At 72.8% G+C, this 17,397-nt stretch carries 13 protein-coding genes; 6 read left to right on the plus strand and 7 right to left on the minus strand.

Translation table 11 applies throughout. The annotated features are described in order from the left end of the window. Positions 1–165 precede the first annotated feature (165 nt). Positions 166–1,167, plus strand: coding sequence for an ArsR/SmtB family transcription factor (locus tag ACZ61E_RS02840; RefSeq protein WP_469697003.1), 1,002 nt, complete (start codon positions 166–168; stop codon positions 1,165–1,167). A gap of 30 nt (positions 1,168–1,197) precedes the next feature. Here ACZ61E_RS02840 and ACZ61E_RS02845 read toward each other — a convergent pair whose 3' ends face one another. Then, on the minus strand, positions 1,198–2,592 hold the full coding sequence (locus ACZ61E_RS02845) for an N-acetylmuramoyl-L-alanine amidase (RefSeq protein WP_469697004.1): 1,395 nt from the start codon (positions 2,590–2,592) through the stop codon (positions 1,198–1,200). Positions 2,593–2,942: 350 nt separating this feature from the next. On the opposite strand from ACZ61E_RS02845, the gene ACZ61E_RS02850 reads away from it, so the two are divergent. Next, on the plus strand, positions 2,943–3,776 hold the full coding sequence (locus tag ACZ61E_RS02850) for a M23 family metallopeptidase (protein WP_469697006.1): 834 nt from the start codon (positions 2,943–2,945) through the stop codon (positions 3,774–3,776). Positions 3,777–3,846: 70 nt separating this feature from the next. Here the strand turns inward: ACZ61E_RS02850 and ACZ61E_RS02855 are convergent, their stop codons facing one another. Together ACZ61E_RS02855 and ACZ61E_RS02860 are read right to left on the minus strand one after the other, a co-directional pair. Then, a complete protein-coding gene (locus ACZ61E_RS02855; RefSeq protein ID WP_469697008.1) occupies positions 3,847–4,329 on the minus strand; it encodes a DUF456 domain-containing protein in 483 nt (160 codons plus the stop codon). 75 nt (positions 4,330–4,404) lie between these two features. Then, positions 4,405–5,406, minus strand: coding sequence for a helix-turn-helix domain-containing protein (locus ACZ61E_RS02860; protein WP_469697010.1), 1,002 nt, complete (start codon positions 5,404–5,406; stop codon positions 4,405–4,407). A 478-nt stretch (positions 5,407–5,884) separates the two neighbouring features. On the opposite strand from ACZ61E_RS02860, the gene ACZ61E_RS02865 reads away from it, so the two are divergent. Both ACZ61E_RS02865 and ACZ61E_RS02870 read left to right on the plus strand, forming a co-directional pair. Further along, complete coding sequence (locus ACZ61E_RS02865) at positions 5,885–7,531, plus strand: protein phosphatase 2C domain-containing protein (RefSeq protein ID WP_469697012.1); 1,647 nt, start codon at positions 5,885–5,887, stop codon at positions 7,529–7,531. Between the two features lie 96 nt (positions 7,532–7,627). Then, the gene (locus ACZ61E_RS02870; protein ID WP_469697013.1) at positions 7,628–9,376 is read left to right on the plus strand and encodes a pyruvate dehydrogenase; all 1,749 of its coding nucleotides are present in this window, start codon (positions 7,628–7,630) and stop codon (positions 9,374–9,376) included. Between the two features lie 21 nt (positions 9,377–9,397). On the opposite strand, the gene ACZ61E_RS02875 is transcribed toward ACZ61E_RS02870, so the two are convergent. Continuing rightward, positions 9,398–12,523 (minus strand): alpha-mannosidase, encoded by a 3,126-nt coding sequence (locus tag ACZ61E_RS02875; RefSeq protein WP_469697014.1) that lies wholly within the window; start codon positions 12,521–12,523, stop codon positions 9,398–9,400. Positions 12,524–12,744: 221 nt separating this feature from the next. Between ACZ61E_RS02875 and ACZ61E_RS02880 the strand changes: the two genes are divergently transcribed. Further along, the gene (locus ACZ61E_RS02880) at positions 12,745–13,164 is read left to right on the plus strand and encodes an ATP-binding protein (protein WP_469697016.1); all 420 of its coding nucleotides are present in this window, start codon (positions 12,745–12,747) and stop codon (positions 13,162–13,164) included. Between the two features lie 174 nt (positions 13,165–13,338). Here ACZ61E_RS02880 and ACZ61E_RS02885 read toward each other — a convergent pair whose 3' ends face one another. Next, on the minus strand, positions 13,339–14,418 hold the full coding sequence (locus tag ACZ61E_RS02885; RefSeq protein WP_469697018.1) for a DUF2637 domain-containing protein: 1,080 nt from the start codon (positions 14,416–14,418) through the stop codon (positions 13,339–13,341). 219 nt (positions 14,419–14,637) lie between these two features. Beyond that, complete coding sequence (locus ACZ61E_RS02890) at positions 14,638–15,489, minus strand: (2Fe-2S)-binding protein (RefSeq protein WP_469697020.1); 852 nt, start codon at positions 15,487–15,489, stop codon at positions 14,638–14,640. A gap of 180 nt (positions 15,490–15,669) precedes the next feature. On the opposite strand from ACZ61E_RS02890, the gene ACZ61E_RS02895 reads away from it, so the two are divergent. Then, positions 15,670–16,485, plus strand: coding sequence for a GntR family transcriptional regulator (locus ACZ61E_RS02895; RefSeq protein WP_469697021.1), 816 nt, complete (start codon positions 15,670–15,672; stop codon positions 16,483–16,485). Between the two features lie 78 nt (positions 16,486–16,563). Here ACZ61E_RS02895 and ACZ61E_RS02900 read toward each other — a convergent pair whose 3' ends face one another. Next, positions 16,564–17,322, minus strand: a complete 759-nt coding sequence (locus ACZ61E_RS02900) for a hypothetical protein (protein WP_469697022.1) — start codon at positions 17,320–17,322, stop codon at positions 16,564–16,566. Positions 17,323–17,397: the final 75 nt, after the last annotated feature.

The following is a 17,397-nucleotide window of genomic DNA, read 5'->3' on the forward strand; positions in this document are numbered from 1 at the left end:
CCTCCCCCCCTTGACGCCGGAAGAAACCCCCCCCATTCTCTCCCCTCTCCCCCCTTTCCCCCCCCCCCCCCCGCCCCCCGCCCCCCCCCCCCCCCCCCCCCCCCCCCGCGACCCGGTCCCGCTACACTCCGCCCAGAACGCACAGGCTTTCCGGGGGAGTCCAACGTGCTGCGAGTCGATCTCCGCGGACGGGAGCTGAACCGGCTGCGCGTGGCGGACGGGGCCGACGCCCTGTGGGAGGCCGCGCTCAGCCTGCACCTGCTCCAGAACCAGCACGTCCCGCCGGCCTTCGCACCCTGGCGGCGGGAGGTCCGCAGCGCTCTGGAGCGCGCCGGACTCACCTCCGCCGTAAGGGAGTTGATGCTGCTGTGCCCCTCGGCGGAGTACTTTCCCGACTTCCTCACGCCCGGCCGCGGCGAGCTGGACCTCGACGTCGGTGTGGACCGGCTGCTGTCGACTCCCCGCCGCCGCCTGGCCGCCGATCTCACACGACTCTACGCGCGCAGACGCGGGCCGGTCCCGGCCACCGTGCGGCGGCTCTCCCAGGGTGACGTGGAGGCGCTGCGCTGGCTCGGATCGACCCTGCGGCGGTACTACTCGGTCGCCGTCCTGCCGTATCTGCCCGCGATCCGCGCGCAAGCCGGGGCCGACCGCTCCCGGCGCGCCGAGGCGGCGCTGACCGGGGGAGCGGAGGGACTGGTGGCCAGCTACGAGGAGATGCCCGGCTGGCGCTGCGAGGAAGGCATCCTGCGCACGCCGTACCCGGTCAGCCGGGAACTCCAGCTCTACGGGCAGACCCTGACGCTGATTCCGGGCTTCTTCTGCGTCGGTACGCCACTGGCTCTCGTCGACGACGAGCTTCCCCCGGTGCTGGTCCACCCGCTCTCCCCGGCACCGGGCTGGCTGGTGCGGCACCGGCAGGGCGAGGTGACGCCACCGGTGGCCCAGCTCATCGGGACCTCGCGCGCCCGGCTCCTCGAACTCCTCGACCGGCCGATGACGACGACGGGTCTGGCGGGGGCGCTGCGGATGGCTCCCTCGACGGCCAGCCGGCACGCCTCCGTGCTGCGCGAGGCGGGTCTGCTCACCTCGCGCCGGCACGGCAACCGGATGATGCACCACCGTACCCAGCTCGGCACGGCCCTGCTGGACGGGCCGGCCCGCTGAGCCGGTGGCGCATCAACGAGGGCTCACCGCTCAGCAGTTGGGCACGCCCGGCAGCCACGAGTCCGCGACGTCGATGAAGATGTTCGAGATGTAGCCGCCGTAGTCCGGCAGATACGACCAGGCGTCGTTGCTGTAGCCCTGGTAGTTGACCAGCTGACCACGCTTCTGGCACTGGACCTTGACCGTGGTCGGTCCGGCCAGACCGGCCACCTGCGCCGAGGTGGTCGTCGCCTCCTGACGGATGCTCACGCCGGTGCCCCACGTCGGGAACGAGGTGCCGGGGCCGGGGCCGGGGTCACCGCCGCCGCCGTTGACCAGCGACATGTAGTAGGTCCAGTTCCAGTTGGCACCGGGGTCGGTGTGGTCGTTGCCCGGTACCTCGCTGTGGCCGACGATGCCCGCGCGGGTGCGCGGGATGCCGTACTTCGCCGTGAGGTGACGGGTCAGCGCGGCCGACGAGCGGTACATCGAGTCGGTGAACCAGGACGGGTCGGCGACGAAGCCCTCGTGCTCGATGCCGATCGAGCTGGGGTTGGCGGAGCGCGCGTGCCAGGCCGTGTTGGCGTCACGGACCATCTGGGTGACCTGGCCGTCCGAGGAGCGGATCACGTAGTGCGCGCTGACCTGCGCGGACGGGTTCTGGAACCAGCTGATGGAGCCGGCGTACGACCCCTGGGTGACATGGACGACCACCTTGTTGATCGCCGCGGTCCGGCCGGTCTGGTAGTTCGACGTGCTCGCCGGGACCCAGAGCGCCGGCCCGTAGTCGTCGCTGAGCACCCCGAAGTCCGAGGCGATGCCCGCGTACTTGCCGCGGTCCGGTGTCACCTCGCGTGCCTTGACGAGGATCTGCTCGTTGCCCGCGGCCTGGGCGCGCAGGCCCTTGTTCAACAGGTCGTACGCGGTGTCCGCGTACAGCCGCGCCGTCCGGTCGTTCGCCGCGGCGCCGTACTCGGCGGCGACCGGGTACCACTCGGCGAGCGAGTCGCGGTCGGTGGCGTCCAGGCCCTGTTCGTCGGCGACGGCGCGCAGGACGGCGGCGCCGCCCCGGATGTTGGCCGTCGTGTCCTTCTTGAGGTCCGCGACGGACTCGCCGGTCAGCTTCGCGGCCCGCTCCAGCGTCTTGTGCTCCGGCTGGCTGACCAGGTGCATCACACCGTAGCCGTTCGCCTGACTCGGTCTGCCGCCGTGGCCGTCGAGGTGCGTCTCGCCGTATCCCACGGCGACCAGCAGGTCGCGGGGTACGTCGAACTCGGCGGCGGCCTCGGCGAACGCCGTGTTCATCGTGCCGGAACCGGCTTCGGCGCCGGAACCGCCGGGGTGCGGCGCGGCCGTCGCCGGCTGGCCCGTGAAGGCCAGTGACGCGGCGACCACGGTGCCGAGGAGCGCGGCCCGACCGCGCTTCCAGCCTGTCGTGCCTGTCATCAAGGTCATCGGTCTTCTCTCCGCTCAGTGGTGCGCCGGTCCGGGACCTGAGCGCACAAGTGGGGGCAAGGCGGGATGAGGAGCTGTCAACTCCCGGGTGATACAGGTGACTTGAAGAGGTGCTGCCGAACGGGGCTGTGGGGGCGGGGCAAGCGGGGCGTACTCTGCCGCACCGGCGGCACCGACGCCATGATGGAGCGCCAACTTGTCAGGGGCAAGACATTTCATCTCCGACGAAACGCGCTGTCCAGTCGTTGTGGGACGGTGCGCCCGTCGCTACTTTTGCCGGGTCTCGCAGCGGTCGCGGCCCGCCCGCCGATCGGCTGCTTCCCCCACACCCGGGAGCATTCGTGACCCGTCTCAGACGCCTATCGACCACATTCGCCGGTGTGCTCCTCGTACTAGTCGGATTGCTGACGGTACCCGCTGGAGCGGCCGAAGCGGCCGAAGCAGGCACCTCCGACACGGCCGCCGCGGCGGCGGGCCCGAACTTCAAGGCGCCCTACCCGTGCGGGCAGCGGTGGACCTACAGCCACCACTCCGCCGAGGTCCGCCGCGCGCTGGACTTCGTACGGGCCGACGGCGGCACCACCAACGGCACTCCGGCACTCGCGTCTGCCGCCGGTACGGCGACCCGGCACAGCCAGCCGAGCGGCGCGGGCAACTACATCTCCATCGATCACGGCGGCGGCTGGAAGACGTACTACTTCCACCTCGGATCCTTCTCGGTGGCCAGCGGACAGTTCGTCAACCAGGGCCAGCAGATCGGCACCACCGGCTCCAGCGGCAACTCCTCCGGCCCCCACCTGCACTACGAGCAGCTGCTCAACGGCGTCGGGCAGAACATCGTCATCAACGGTGGCGGCCTGCCCTACCCCGGCAGCTACAACCAGCACTTCCTCACCAGTGACAACGGCTGCGGCGGAGGCGGCGGCGGTACCCCCTTCACCACCTGGGGCACCGGTGTCAGCGTCCGCGCCGACGCCCGGCTGAGCGCGGCCGTGGTGACCCGGCTGGCCGGCCCGACCAACGTCCACGTCGTGTGCCAGAAGCAGGGCGACACCGTGAACGCCGAGGGCTACACCAACAACTGGTGGAGCAAGCTGCGCGACCAGGGCGGTTTCATGTCGAACATCTACATCGACCACCCGGCGGCCCAACTCCCCGGAGTGCCGATCTGCTGACGGGCGCACCGGCGCGGTGAGGCGCGACCGGCGGCCCGGTGGGAGTCCCCCACCGGGCCGCCGGAGCCGTTCAGCCCCAGATCAGCACGGACAGCCAGGTACCCGCCACGAGCAGACAGCAGAACAGCTCCACCAGTACCGGAACGCCCGCGGTGCGCATCACCGCGCGGGTCGAGGCCCACCCGTCGCGGCGGCTGCCCAGCCGTACCCGTTCGACCGCGTAGATCCCGCCGACGAACGCCGGCACCGTGCCCACCACCGGGACCACGAAGAAACCCACGATCCCGGCCAGCCCGCCCGCCAGCAGCGTGCGCCGGCGGGTGCCGGTCTCCCGGGTGCGCCGGGACGGCAGCAGGGGGCGGAGCGCCTGGTCGAGCAGCAGCAGCGCGGTGGCCGCGATCAGTACCGCCCAGGCCGTCGCCGAGGTGTCGCCCAGCGCCCACCAGACCACGGCGGCCCAGACGATGGCGGGCCCCGGCACCCCCGGAATCAGTACGCCGAGAACGCCCAGCAGCATGACCAGACCCACCAGCACGAGCTGCCACACGTCCATCTGCCAAGAGTGCAGGATCCCGCCCGGAGTGGCACGCGGGCGGCCCGCCCCGGGCCCGCCCGGCCACCGGGGGCCTCACTCGCGCGGGTCGCGCGCCACCCAGCCCTTCTCGTACGCGTGCCACCCCAGCTGGAGCCGCGTCGTCACCCCCGCCAGCTCCATCAGCCCCTTCACCCGGCGCTGCACCGTCCGCAGCCCCAGATCGAGCTGCTTGGCGACGCTCGCGTCCGTCATCCCCGCGAGCAGCAGGGACAGCACCTCCAGATCGGTCTCGCCCGGGCCGTCCGCCGTGTCCTCCACGACCGCGTCCCCGTCCCCGCCCGGGGCCAGGCGCAGCGGCAGCGCGTCGCGCCACACCGCCTCGAAGAGCCCCGACAGCGACTCCAGCAGCCCGCTCGCGTGGACGACCAGGGCCGCCGGCTCCGCGTCGCCCGCCGTCAACGGCACCATCGCCAGGGCGCCGTCGGCGATCACCAGCTTGGTCGGGACCCGGTCGACCACCCGCACCTGCTCGTCACGGCCGAGCGCCGCCGACAGCTCGGAGATCCCGTCCGGCAGGGACAGCACCTCGCGCTCGATCACCACGCGGTAGCGGACTCCGCGCGTCACCACCCGCTCCTCGGACTCGTTGTCGATCCCCGTCACCACCACCGGCCTGCCGGTGACCAGCGCCCGGATCTCCTCCGTCGCCCCCAGCTGGAGCTGGTGGAAGCGGTGCGCCACCGCGCTCGCCCCCGTCACCACCTCGACCAGGTCGTGCACGGCCGGCCCCGCCGACTCGGCGCGGTACTCCTCCGCGAGCAGTACGGCCGCCAGCTCGGCCCGCTCCAGCTCGTGACGCTGCTGGGTGAGCAGCGCCCCCAGCGCCACGGCGGGCGGCGCGGCCACCCAGCGCCCGGTCCGCGCAGACGACTGCGCGGCCAGCCCCTGCTGCTCCAGCCGGCGCAGCGCGCGCTCGGTGTCCTGCTCGGGCATCGCGAGCCGATGCGCCAGATCGGCCGCGTCGGCGGCGCCGAGCGCCACCAGCGCGCGGTACGCCGACTCCTGTCTCTCGTCGAGACCTATCGCTCCCAGCACCCCTGCACCCCTCCCCGGACGGACGCCTCAAAACCGGCGGGATATGGCGGATACCGGCCACGGCGTAAACCCGCCGCGCACATCATCCCCGTATCACGCGTCACTCTGCCAATGTGGCGACATTGCCGGATCGACAGACCTCGGGGATATGCCCCGATTGCCTCGGTGCGTGTCCGCCCCCGTACGCCGGACCTCGTACGCCGGATAAGCTGACTACCCGGACGTTCCCGTCGAACCCCGACGAGTCGCTGCGATTCGAATCGGCGTACGGTCGACAGTGCGGCCGGTTCCCGGCCCCGAATCCTGGTCGGCGCACCTGGTGCGCTCCGGCCTGCCGAACGTCCGCCGGGCGTCCTTCCCGTGGGGGGTGGGGTCGCCCGGCGGACTTGGCCAGCGCGGCTGTGACGTCATCGCGCCACGCCTCTTCTTTTTGGCGGTGTCCCGTTTTCTGACGCCTCGTGCGGTCGACAATAGGAGCATGAGCCAGCAGGGGGACCGGCCCGCCACCACCGACGACTGGTGGGGCCGGCTGTACGACGAGTCCGCGCCCGACACGGGCCCGGCCGAGGCGCGGGACGACACGATCGACGACCGTTTCGACTCGGCGGCGGACACGCTCGGCGCCGGGGGCGCCGCGGACGCGAGCACCCGGGCGGGGTACGGGCGAGCCGTCGACGCGATCGGGGTGGACGACGAGGAGGACGCGGGCGACGAGGACGAGGACCTGGACGTGGGGGCCGCCGGCGGGCCCGTCCCGCGCCCGGCGGCCTGGTGGGAGGAGCGCGGCGCCCGCCCCGTGATCCAGGCGCCGCCGCCCGGCCGGGCGGCACCGCCCACGGTCGTCGACATGCCGGGAGCGCCCCCCGTACCCCCGCCCGCGGGGACCGACGCCCCCACCCCCACCCCCACGCCCAGCCCCGTCGCGCCGACGCCTCTCACACCCCGGCCGCGCGCGCCGTGGGAGCCACCGCCCGCCGCGTTCGATCCCGGTGACCCCCGGCCGCTGCCGGGCGCCGTCGATCCCGCGCCGCCGGTCACCGCCCCGGCCCGGACCCCGGCCCCGGATCCGCGCACCGCCGCCCCCGCGGCCCCGGTTCCTCCCGCGCCCGCACCCGGGCCGGCGCCCCGGTCCGCCGCGCCGCTCACCCATGTCGGCGACGGGCCGCCCACCTACGACGCCGAACCCACCGCGCTGCCCGCCGCCGAGGCCGGGGAACTCGGCCAACTCGTCGCCGACACCGTGCTCGACGGCGCGCGGTACGGCACCTACACGCTGCGCGCCGCCTCCATGCGCGGCGACTCGGCGCGCTACCGGGGCGAGCCCCGCAGGGACGCCCTCCTCACCGCCCGTTTCGGCGCCGGCGCGAACGCCCTCGTCCTGGTCGCCGTGGCCACCGGCGCCCGCGCCACCGAGGGCGCCCACCTGGCCGCCGCCGACGCCTGCCGCTGGATCGGCGCCGCCGTCGGCCGAAGCTGCGACCGGCTCGCCGACGACATAAGAGCCGGCCGCCGCGGCGACCTGAAATCCGGACTGCACCGGCTCACCGACCGCACGTACGGCAAGCTGCGCGCCCGCGCGGCCGAGTCGGGCCGCGGGCCGGAGGAGTACACCGCGAGCCTGCGCTGTCTGCTGCTCTCCGCCGACCCAGAGTGCCGCACCCGTGTCTTCTTCGGTGTCGGAGGCGGCGGCCTCTTCCGGCTCAGGGACGGTGCCTGGCAGGACCTGGAACCGCCGCTCCCCGAACCGGCCGACATCAAGGGCGAGCCGGTCCTCGGTTTCGGCTCCCCCCGGTCCGACGCCGCCGAGCAGACCCCCGAGGGCGACCGCCTCACGATGGACCTGGAGATCACCAAGCCGCCGGGGCCGCTCGTCGAGGATCCCGTACCCCCGCCTCCGGAGCCGTTCCGCTTCCGGGCCTCGGTGGCCCGTCCGGGCGACACCCTGCTGCTGACCAGCGTCGGACTCGCCGAGCCGCTGCGCGGTGAACCGGCCCTGGGCGACGAGCTTGCCGCGCGCTGGGCGGCCGCCGAGCCGCCGGGGCTCGCCGGATATCTGTCGGACGTCGGGCTGCGGGTGAAGGGTTACGCCGACGACCGTACGGCCGTGGCGGTCTGGGAGGCGTAACCGTCCGGGGCGTGGGTTGATGGACGCGGGTACCGGAGGGGACCCCGGGCCGTGCCCCGCAGGCCGGCTCCCCGGACAGCAGAAGGGCGCGCTTCCATGGCCAGGCAGAACGTGGCGGAGCAGTTCGTCGACATCCTCGCCCGCGCGGGCGTGCGGCGCCTGTACGGGGTCGTCGGCGACAGCCTCAACCCCGTCGTCGACGCCATCCGGCGCAACGCGGCCATCGACTGGGTGCAGGTCAGGCACGAGGAGGCGGCGGCCTTCGCGGCGGGCGCCGAGGCCCAGATCACCGGCAGGCTCGCGGCCTGCGCCGGCTCCTGCGGGCCCGGCAATCTGCACCTGATCAACGGGCTGTACGACGCGCACCGCTCGATGGCCCCGGTCCTGGCGCTCGCCTCGCACATCCCCACCGCGGAGATCGGCCTCGGGTACTTCCAGGAGACGCACCCCGAGCGGCTGTTCGAGGAGTGCAGCCACTACAACGAGATGATCTCCAGCCCCGAGCAGATGCCGCGGCTCCTCCAGACGGCCATCCAGCACGCGGTCGGCCGGGGAGGTGTGAGCGTGGTGACGCTGCCCGGTGACATCGCCTCGCGGCCGGCCCCGACCAGGGCGATCGAACACGCCCTGGTGACGTCCCGGCCGACGGTACGGCCCGGCGATCTGGAGATCGACAAGCTGGTCGACATGATCGACGACGCGGACCGGGTCACGCTCTTCTGCGGCAGCGGCACGGCCGGGGCGCACGCCGAGGTCATGGAGTTCGCCGAGCGGATCAAGTCCCCGATCGGCCACGCCCTGCGCGGCAAGGAGTGGATCCAGTACGACAACAAGTTCGACGTCGGCATGAGCGGACTGCTCGGTTACGGCGCCGCCTACGAGGCCACCCACGAGTGCGATCTGCTCATCCTGCTCGGCACCGACTTCCCCTACAACGCCTTCCTGCCCGACGGCACCGACGTCAAGATCGTCCAGATCGACGTCCGGCCCGAACGCCTCGGCCGCCGCTCCCAGTTGGACCTGGCCGTCTGGGGGGACGTACGCGAGACCCTGCGCTGTCTGACGCCCCGGGTACGGATGAAGAGCGACCGCCGGTTCCTGGACAAGATGCTCCGCAAGCACGCCGGCGCGCTCGAAGGCGTCGTCAAGGCGTACACCCGCAAGGTCGACAAGCACGTCCCGATCCATCCCGAGTACGTCGCGTCCGTGCTGGACGAAGTGGCCGACGACGACGCGGTGTTCACCGTGGACACCGGGATGTGCAACGTCTGGGCGGCCCGCTATCTGTCGCCCAACGGCCGCCGCCGGGTCATCGGTTCGTTCAGCCACGGGTCGATGGCCAACGCCATGCCGCAGGCCATCGGCGCACAGTTCGTGGACCGGGGACGCCAGGTCGTGTCGATGTCCGGCGACGGCGGATTCAGCATGCTGATGGGTGACTTCCTCACCCTCGTCCAGTACGAACTGCCCGTGAAGATCGTCCTGTTCAACAACTCCTCGCTCGGCATGGTCGAGCTGGAGATGCTGGTGGCCGGTCTGCCCTCGTACGGCACCACCAACCGCAACCCCGACTTCGCCGCGGTCGCCCGCGCCGCCGGGGCGTTCGGGGTCAGGGTGGTGAAGCCCAAACAGCTCGCGGGCGCGCTGAAGGACGCCTTCAGCCACCGGGGCCCGGCCCTGGTGGACGTGGTCACCGACCCGAACGCCCTGTCCATGCCCCCGAAGATCAGCGCCGACATGGTCCAGGGCTTCGCGCTCTCGGCCGGGAGGATCGTGCTGGACGGAGGGGTCGGCCGCATGGTCCAGATGGCGCGCTCCAACCTGCGCAATCTGCCGCGGCCCTGACCCCTCCGGACGGCGGTGCTCCTACGCGGGCGTGAACCGCAGCGTGAGGATCTGGAACGGGCGCAGTGACACCCGCAGGCCCTCCGCGCCCGTCCCCGCCTCGTGCAGCGGTCGCTCCAGCAGATCGGTGACCCGGGCCTGTACGACGGGGAAGCCGGTCCGCAGCAGGGCCGACGCGCGATTGCCCGCCGACTCGTAGAGCCGGACCACCACATCACCGCTGCGGTCCTCGGCGAGCTTCACCGACTCCACCGTGACCGCCGGATGGTCGACGGAGACCAGCGGCGCCGACGCGGGAGCGGCGGCCACCCGCAGCGGCAGGTTGAGCGCCAGCCCCTCCCGGACCGCGTCCGTCACCCCGGCGCCCGGCACCAGCGCGTAGCTGAACCGGTGCGTGCCCAGGTCCGTCTCCGGGTCCGGACTGTGCGGCGCCCGCAGCAGCGTCAGCCGTACCGTCGTGCCCAGCCCCTCGTCGTGCTCGGCGCGGGTCACGTCGTGGCCGTACGTCGAGTCGTTGACCACCGCGACGCCGTAGCCGGGCTCGGCGACCCGCAGCCAGCGGTGCGCGCAGATCTCGAACCGGGCCGCGTCCCAGCTGGTGTTGGCGTGCGTGGCGCGGTGCACATGGCCGAACTGGATCTCGGCGGTGGACCGTTCGGCGTGCACGTCCAGCGGGAAGGCCGCCTTGAGCACCTTCTCCGACTCCTGCCAGTCGACCTCGGTGACGACGTCCACCCGCTTGCCGCCCGCCGCGAGCCGGATCTCCTGCACGATCCACGACGAGCCGAACGTACGGACCACCCGGACCGTCGCCCGCAGCGGCCCCTGCTCCACGAGCTGCACGGACTCCGCCGTGGTGAGATCGGTGTGCCGGTGCCGGTAGTGCCGGTCGATGTCCCAGGCGTCCCACTGGTTCGGGTGGTCGGGGTGCAGCTGGAGCAGATTGCCCCGGCTGCCCGGCGCCAGAACCTCACGGTCCGCCGTCAGATCGCGTACGGAGGTGAGCAGTCCGTCGCGGTCGACCGTGATCCGCAGCAGCCCGTTGTCGAGCGTGATCACGTCGGAGCCCTCGGCGCGCGTCGTCACGCCCGCGATCTCACCCGCCGTCCCGGCGGCGGTCAGCGCCGTCGCGCCGAGTCCGGGCACGCGTACGGCCACCGCCGACCGGCCGTGGCTGTTCAGCGCCTGCGCCGCGCCGCCCTCGGGCACGTCGGCGGTGTCGGCCTCGACGACCTCGGTCCGCTCGTACGGCGAGGTGTTGAGCACCGCCGCCGCGCTCCCGCCGCCCGCGCTTCCGCCGCCGAGTGCGGCGACGGCCGCCGCGGTGATCTCCGTCAGCTCCTCCCGCACCCGCGCGTAGGTATCCCTGGCCTCCCGGTGCACCCAGGCGATGGAGGAGCCCGGCAGGATGTCGTGGAACTGGTGCAGCAGCACCGTCTTCCACAGCCGGTCCAGCTCGTCGTACGGATACGCGTACGACGGCGTCCGCAGCGCGGCGGCCGTCGCCCACAACTCGGCCTCCCGCAGGAGGTGTTCACTGCGCCGGTTGCCCTGCTTGGTCTTGGCCTGCGTCGTGTACGTCGCCCTGTGCAGCTCCAGGTACAGCTCGCCCGACCAGACCGGGGCCTTGCGCCCGTACTCCTTCTCGGCGGCGGAGAAGAACGCGGCCGGCTTCTCGATCTCGACGCGCGGCGAGCCCTCCAGCGACTTCAGCCGGCGCGCCTTCTCCAGCATCTCGCGGGTGGGACCGCCACCGCCGTCACCCCAGCCGAACGGGACCAGTGAGCGCGACGCCCGGCCCTTGTCGGCGAAGTTCCGCTCGGCGTGCGCCAGTTCGGAGGCGTGGAACTGCGCGTTGTACGTGTCGACCGGCGGGAAGTGCGTGAAGACACGGGTGCCGTCGATGCCCTCCCACCAGAACGTGTGGTGCGGCATCTTGTTCGTCTGATTCCACGACAGCTTCTGCGTGAGGAACCACTTCACCCCCGCCAGCTTGGCCAGCTGGGGGAAGGCGGCCGTGTAGCCGAAGGAGTCCGGCAGCCAGATCTCCTCCGTCCCGACCCCCAACTCCTCCTGGAAAAAACGCATTCCGTGTACGAGCTGCCTGGCCAGCGCCTCGCCACCGGGCATGTTGGCGTCCGACTCCACCCACATCGAGCCCACCGGCGACCAGTTGCCGTCCGCCACGGCCTTCTTGATGCGCTCCCAGATGTGCGGCTGGTGCTCCTTGACCCACGCGTACTGCTGCGCCTGCGAACAGGCGAAGACCAGCTCCGGGTACTCCCCGGCGAGCGCCGTGACATTGGCGAACGTCCGGGACGCCTTGCGTACGGTCTCGCGCAGCGGCCACAGCCACGCCGAGTCGATGTGCGCGTGTCCGGCCGCCGAGACGCGGTGGGCGCTGGGCGCCGCCGGGCTGGCCAGGACACGGGCCAGTTCGGCACGGGCCGCCACCGCCGTACCCGCCACGTCGTGCAGATCGAGCACGTCCAGCATGTTCTCCAGGGCGCGCAGGATCTCGTGCCGCCGCGACCGGTCGGCTGGCAGCTCCGCCATCAGCTCGGACAGCACCTCGATGTCGAGCACCAGATGCCACACGTTCTCGTCCAGCACGGCGATGTCCGCGGCGGCGAACGTGTACAGCGGGGTGTCACCGGCCGTCCTCACGTCCCCGAGGCGTGTCGGCAGGAAGTGGGCGGGCATCGACGGGTTCGCCGCCGCCTCCAGGAGCAGATGGACCGCCTCGCCGCCCTCGGCGGGCGCGCCGACCGGGACATGGCGGTTCCGCGGGTGGACGCCCTTGATGGGCACACCGGCCGCGTCGTACACCATCCCCTCGGCCTGGAAGCCGGGCCCCTCGCCGGTGAAGCCCGGGTCGATCACGACCTCCACCCGCAGCCCGGCGTACTCGTCCGGCACGACGCCCTCCAGCCGGAACCAGCTGGTGGACCAGGGCGGACCCCACGGCGTGCCGGTGTGGAACGGCTCGTACGTGGCCTGGAGGGCCTGCTCCACGGGCACCGGCTCGCCCGGCACGTCCCAGACCGACAGGACGAGCGGCGTCCTGGCCGCGTACTGGGCGGGGCGGATGAACTGGCGAAGGGCGCGTTCGAGCCGGCCCTCCACCAGGGTGCGGTCGTCGTGCATCAAGGCTCCTCAGATTTACGGCTCAGCCTTCCGGAACGGCAGACTCCAGGTGTCCGGCCGATCTCGCAACCCCTCACTTCCCACCAGAAGCACCAGGCACTCACCGTCACAGCGTCCCGCATCGTCATGCGTGGCCGGTGCCGAGAGGGGAATGCATCTGGGGAGAGGGTTCAGGAGAGGAAGCTCGTACGGACAACGGGGGCATGGGGGAGATGGGGGACATGAGAGGCACGGGGGAGCAGGCGCGGCTGCTGAGCAAGCAGTTGCTCCGCAGAGTGGAGAGCGCCGATCTCACGGCGGTTCCCGAGGTGCGGCACGCGCTGCGCGAGCTGCTGAGCCACTGGCGGGAGCGCGAGTGCGCCGAGGTCGCGGAGCTGCTCATGAGCGAGCTGGTCACCAACGCGCTGGTGCACACCGAACACGGCGCGGTGGTGAAGGCCACGGTCGCCGACTCCCGGCTGCGGGTGGAGGTGCGTGACTTCGTCGACGCCCCGCCGACGCCGAACGCGCCGACGCAGGACGACGGGACGCACGGGCGGGGGCTGGTCCTGGTCGACGGACTCGCCGACGCCTGGGGAGTGCGGTCCCAGGGCCTGGGCAAGATGGTCTGGTTCGAGCTGAACGGCGGGACGGCCGCCTGAGACGGCGGCGCGGCGCGGGGGGACGGCGGCGCGGCGCGGGGGGACGGCGACACGGCCCGGGACGGCTCACCCGTGCGGCCCGGAACGACGGACCGGCGGGACGGTCTCCCGCCCCGCCGGTCGTGTCGTGTCATCGGCCCACCCGTGGGTGAGCCGTTCCGCCGAGTCGGACGCTCAGCCGAACTGCTGCTCCAGATGCCTGAGTTTGCGCTCCAGGGAGTCGAGCCGGGGCAGCGCCTGGGTGTCGTCCTCCGCCGTCAGATCGACGGTGCGGGCCTCGTACCCTTTCACCGGCTCAAGCGAGGGCTGGGGCCGCCCGAGCGACATGTCGGCTTCGCGTAGTCCCCCTATGACGGGCTCCGAGGAGGCGGCTCCGACGGCCTGCGGCGCACCGCTCCCGCCGGTCACGGCCGGTACGGGCGGCGTTCCCGGCAGCTCGACCTGGCGACCGCGGCCACGGCCCCAGGCCCGGTGCTGCCGGTTGAGCGCCTTGATCCTCGCGCGGCCCAGCTTCTCCTGCTCGCGGCGCCGGTGCTTGTTCTGTTCCTTCTGCCTGCGGTCCTCGCGTACCTCGTCGACGGCCTCGTCCAGCGTGCGTACGCCTTCGAGGAGCATCAGCGACCAGGCACCGAACGTCTCACGGGGCGCCCGCAGCCAGCGGACGATCCGGATCTGCGGCAACGGGCGGGGCACCAGGCCCTGTTCGCGCAGTGCCGCCCGGCGGGTCTGCTTCAGCGCCCGGTCGAAGAGCACGGCGGCCGAGAGCGACATGCCGGCGAAGAACTGCGGCGCACCCGCGTGCTCCATGCCGCGCGGCGCGTGCACCCAGTTGAACCAGGCCGCGGCGCCGGCGAACGTCCACACCAGCAGCCGCGAGCCGAGCGCGGCGTCGCCGTGGCTGGCCTCCCGCACGGCCAGCACGGAGCAGAACATCGCCGCCCCGTCGAGGCCGAACGGCACGAGGTACTCCCAGCCGCCCGAGAGGTTGAGGTTTTGCCGGCCGAAGCCGACGAGGCCGTGGAAGGAGAGCGCGGCGGCCACCGCGGCACAGCAGAAGAGCAGCAGGTAGGAGGCGCTGCCGTAGATCGCCTCCTTGCGCCTGCGGCGCTCCTCGCTGCGTTCCCAGGAGTCCTCGGTCGCGGTCTTGGCGCCCGCGCGTTTGCCGCGCGCGATCAAAGCCACCGCTACCAGGACTCCGATAAGCATCACGCCGCCCGGAAGCAGCCAGTTGAGCGGTGGGTCGGTCAGTCGCATGCGGTTGTCTGTCCCTTGCATCGCAGTGGGGCGTTTCGGGCGCCATATTGGCCCAACCACGGCTGCGCGCAGGAGGGTTTCGGGACAAGAGAACGCCAACGAGGCGCAAGGATACGCGAATAGGAGGAGTCCCTCGAACGAACGGGCGACAAGCCCGAGTCGCATTCGAATCCGACCCACCCGGACGAGTGGCATGGTCCAACGAAGGCCGTACGAAGGTCAGTTGCTGCTTGCGCTCAGCCGCCGGATCCGGTCGGCGTCGCAGGTGCGCGGGCAGGTCACACAGGTGTCCTCGGGACGCAGCGTGTAGAAGAAGCAGCAGCTCGCCCGGTCCCTGGTCGGCAGCGATTCGCCGTCGGTGCCGCGCAGTTCACGGAAGCCCGCCGTGCCGACGTACGGCTTCGTCGTTCCCGGCAGCAGCAGTTCCAGCTCCGTCATCGCGCGCCGCTCCTCGCCCAGCAACTGCGAGATGTACCAGAGCCCTTCGACGATCTCGTCCGTCGCCATCCCCCACAGGGCGTGATGGCGGCGCCGCATGCGGGGACCGAACGCGGCCAGTACCGGGCCGAGATGCTCCGCCACCGACGAACGCACCTCCGCGCGCAGCGCCTCCTCGTCCGGTACCACCCTGGCGCCCGGCAGCGCGGCGGCCGGGTCACCCGGCAGACAGGCGAACTCGTCGACCCGGACGGCGATCCGGCCCCGCGCCCGCTGGAAGGAGACATGGTCCACCGGGATGCGCGGCACCCGGCGGCTCATGAACCAGGGCACGGTGATCAGCAGGCAGACCGGCCAGGCGTACCGGTGCAGTCCGAAGGTCGCGACGACATCGGGGCGGGCCCGTTGGCCGTAGTCGCGCACGACCTGCGCCTCGTCCCACGCCAGGAAGGTGTCGACGGCGGGTCCGCCCGCCGCGAGATCGGTCGCGCCGACCCAGCCCCCGCCCGCCGCCGGACGCTCCGTGCCCGTCAGCTCGTCGATGCCCAGCGAGGGGAAGACCTCGGTCAGCCGCCGGTAGGCGTCGGCGACCGGTGAGGAGAGCCGGCCGGGCAGCAGAGCGTGCGCAGACATTCCTGGGGACCACCGAATCGCGATCGATTGAAGGTGAGGCTTACCTTACCCGATACGAATCATGTTTGAACTGTCACCCTGTCCGCCTATGGTGCTCCGGGGGCCCGGTTCGCGCGAGCCGGGACGACCTGGAGCACCTGGACGACCTGGAGGGCCGTGACAGCCGGAGGAGGACGCGCGATGGAGCAGGGCGGCGCGTACGACGGCGCGACCGCCCCCCGGGAGCCGGCGGCCCGCCGGCGGCCCGCGCCGCCGCCCGGCCGCGCGAGGTCCGACGGCGCCCCGTCGGTCCCGGAGCAGGCACGCGGCGAGCACACGCACGACTCGCCCCGCGCCGTACCCGCCGGCACGCCCCGGCCCGCCGCACGCCGCACGGTGCGGCGCCACTCCGTGCGCGGCCAGGTCCTCGACGCGCTCCGCGCCGCCCTCGTCAGCGGCGAGCTGGTGCCCGGCCAGGTCTACTCCGGGCCCGCGCTCGGCGAGCGCTTCGGGGTGTCGGCCACCCCCGTGCGCGAGGCCATGCAGCAGCTCGTCATCGAAGGCGCCGTCGAGGTCGTACCCAACCGGGGCTTCCGGGTCGCCGAGCGCAGTGCCCGCGATCTGTCCGAACTGGCCGAGATACGGGGACTGATCGAGGTCCCGGTGCTGCTGCGGCTGGCGCGTACCGTCCCGGCCGATCGCTGGGCGGAACTGCGCCCGCTGGCCGAGGCGACCGTCTCGGCGGCGGCGCACGGCGACCCCGCCGCCTACGCGGCCCACGACCGTGCCTTCCACGGCGCGCTCCTCGGGCTGTCGGGCAACCGGCAACTGGTCCTGATCGCCGACGGCCTCCACCGCCGCGCGCAGTGGCCGCTCCCCGGCGCGCCGAGGACGGTCAGGGACGCGCTCGTCGCGGACGCCACCGAGCACTCCGCCCTGCTCGACGCGTTGACCGCCCGGGACCTGCCGGTCGTGCGCTCGCTCGTACGGAAGCACTTCACCGGCGGCGCGGGCTGACCGCTCCCGCCGATCCCGCGCAGGACGCACCCGGCTCCGGCGCCGCGTGAGTCCCCCCGGGGCCGGGGTGCGGCCCGGTCAGGCCGCGGGGCTCGGGGCGAGCTGGGACGCCAGCCACGTCGGGACGCCGTCCAGCAGACGGAACAGCCGGCCCGCCTCCGCGCGCAGCCGGGTCGCCTCCGGCTCCGGTTCGGCGTCGGCCAGGGCGGCGAGCGCCGGGGCCGTACCGACCAGATAGCCCAGCTCCTCACGGATCCGCAGCGACTCGCCGAAGCCGTGCCGCGCCTCCGCCAACTCGCCCTCGCGCAGGGCGAGTCCGGCCAGATGGCGCCAGGTGAAGGAGAGCAGCAGCGACTGCCCGTGCGCGGTGGCGCCCGCGTGGGCGCGCCGGTAGGCGGCCAGGGCCGACTGCGGCGAGTCCGAGAGATGTTCGGCGATCAGGCCCCGCCGGAAGTCGAGCAGCGGCCGGCCGGGAGCCGCGGGCGCAAGCAGCGCGGCGGCCCGCCCGAGCGCGGCACGCGCCTCGTCGGCGCGGTCGCGCACCCCGAGGACGGTGGACGCGTAGGCGAGATGGCCGCGCTCGCACGCGGCGCCGCCCCGTTCGTCGTCCTCGCGCGCCCTGGCCTCCGCGACCCGGAGCGCGTCCTCGGCCTCCGGCCAGCCCTCACCGGTGAACAGGCAGCGCTCCACCAGCAGTGACGCCCGCTGGAGGGAGGGCGCGGCGCCCGGATGGGGCGCCAGCAGGGCGGCGGCGTCGGTCCAACAGCCGCGCGAGCGCAACCGCCATACCGCGGTCTGGAGTGGGTCGTCACCGGTAGTGAATCCGGAACCAGACATGGCGGTATCCGCCACATTGCCCTCCCCGAGCGCGCCATTGTGCTGTTGAGTTCTCACGCATCTCAGCACGGATCG

It is taken from the genome of Streptomyces sp. NPDC104581, from assembly GCF_055583685.1.

Coding starts and splice junctions, on each gene's coding strand:
- ACZ61E_RS02845 (WP_469697004.1), bottom strand. CDS start 2,592: ATGACAGGCACGACAGGCTGGAAGCGCGGTCGGGCCGCGCTCCTCGGC.
- ACZ61E_RS02855 (WP_469697008.1), bottom strand. CDS start 4,329: ATGGACGTGTGGCAGCTCGTGCTGGTGGGTCTGGTCATGCTGCTGGGC.
- ACZ61E_RS02865 (WP_469697012.1), top strand. CDS start 5,885: ATGAGCCAGCAGGGGGACCGGCCCGCCACCACCGACGACTGGTGGGGC.
- ACZ61E_RS02870 (WP_469697013.1), top strand. CDS start 7,628: ATGGCCAGGCAGAACGTGGCGGAGCAGTTCGTCGACATCCTCGCCCGC.
- ACZ61E_RS02875 (WP_469697014.1), bottom strand. CDS start 12,523: ATGCACGACGACCGCACCCTGGTGGAGGGCCGGCTCGAACGCGCCCTT.
- ACZ61E_RS02880 (WP_469697016.1), top strand. CDS start 12,745: ATGAGAGGCACGGGGGAGCAGGCGCGGCTGCTGAGCAAGCAGTTGCTC.
- ACZ61E_RS02885 (WP_469697018.1), bottom strand. CDS start 14,418: ATGCGACTGACCGACCCACCGCTCAACTGGCTGCTTCCGGGCGGCGTG.
- ACZ61E_RS02890 (WP_469697020.1), bottom strand. CDS start 15,489: ATGTCTGCGCACGCTCTGCTGCCCGGCCGGCTCTCCTCACCGGTCGCC.
- ACZ61E_RS02895 (WP_469697021.1), top strand. CDS start 15,670: ATGGAGCAGGGCGGCGCGTACGACGGCGCGACCGCCCCCCGGGAGCCG.
- ACZ61E_RS02900 (WP_469697022.1), bottom strand. CDS start 17,322: ATGTCTGGTTCCGGATTCACTACCGGTGACGACCCACTCCAGACCGCG.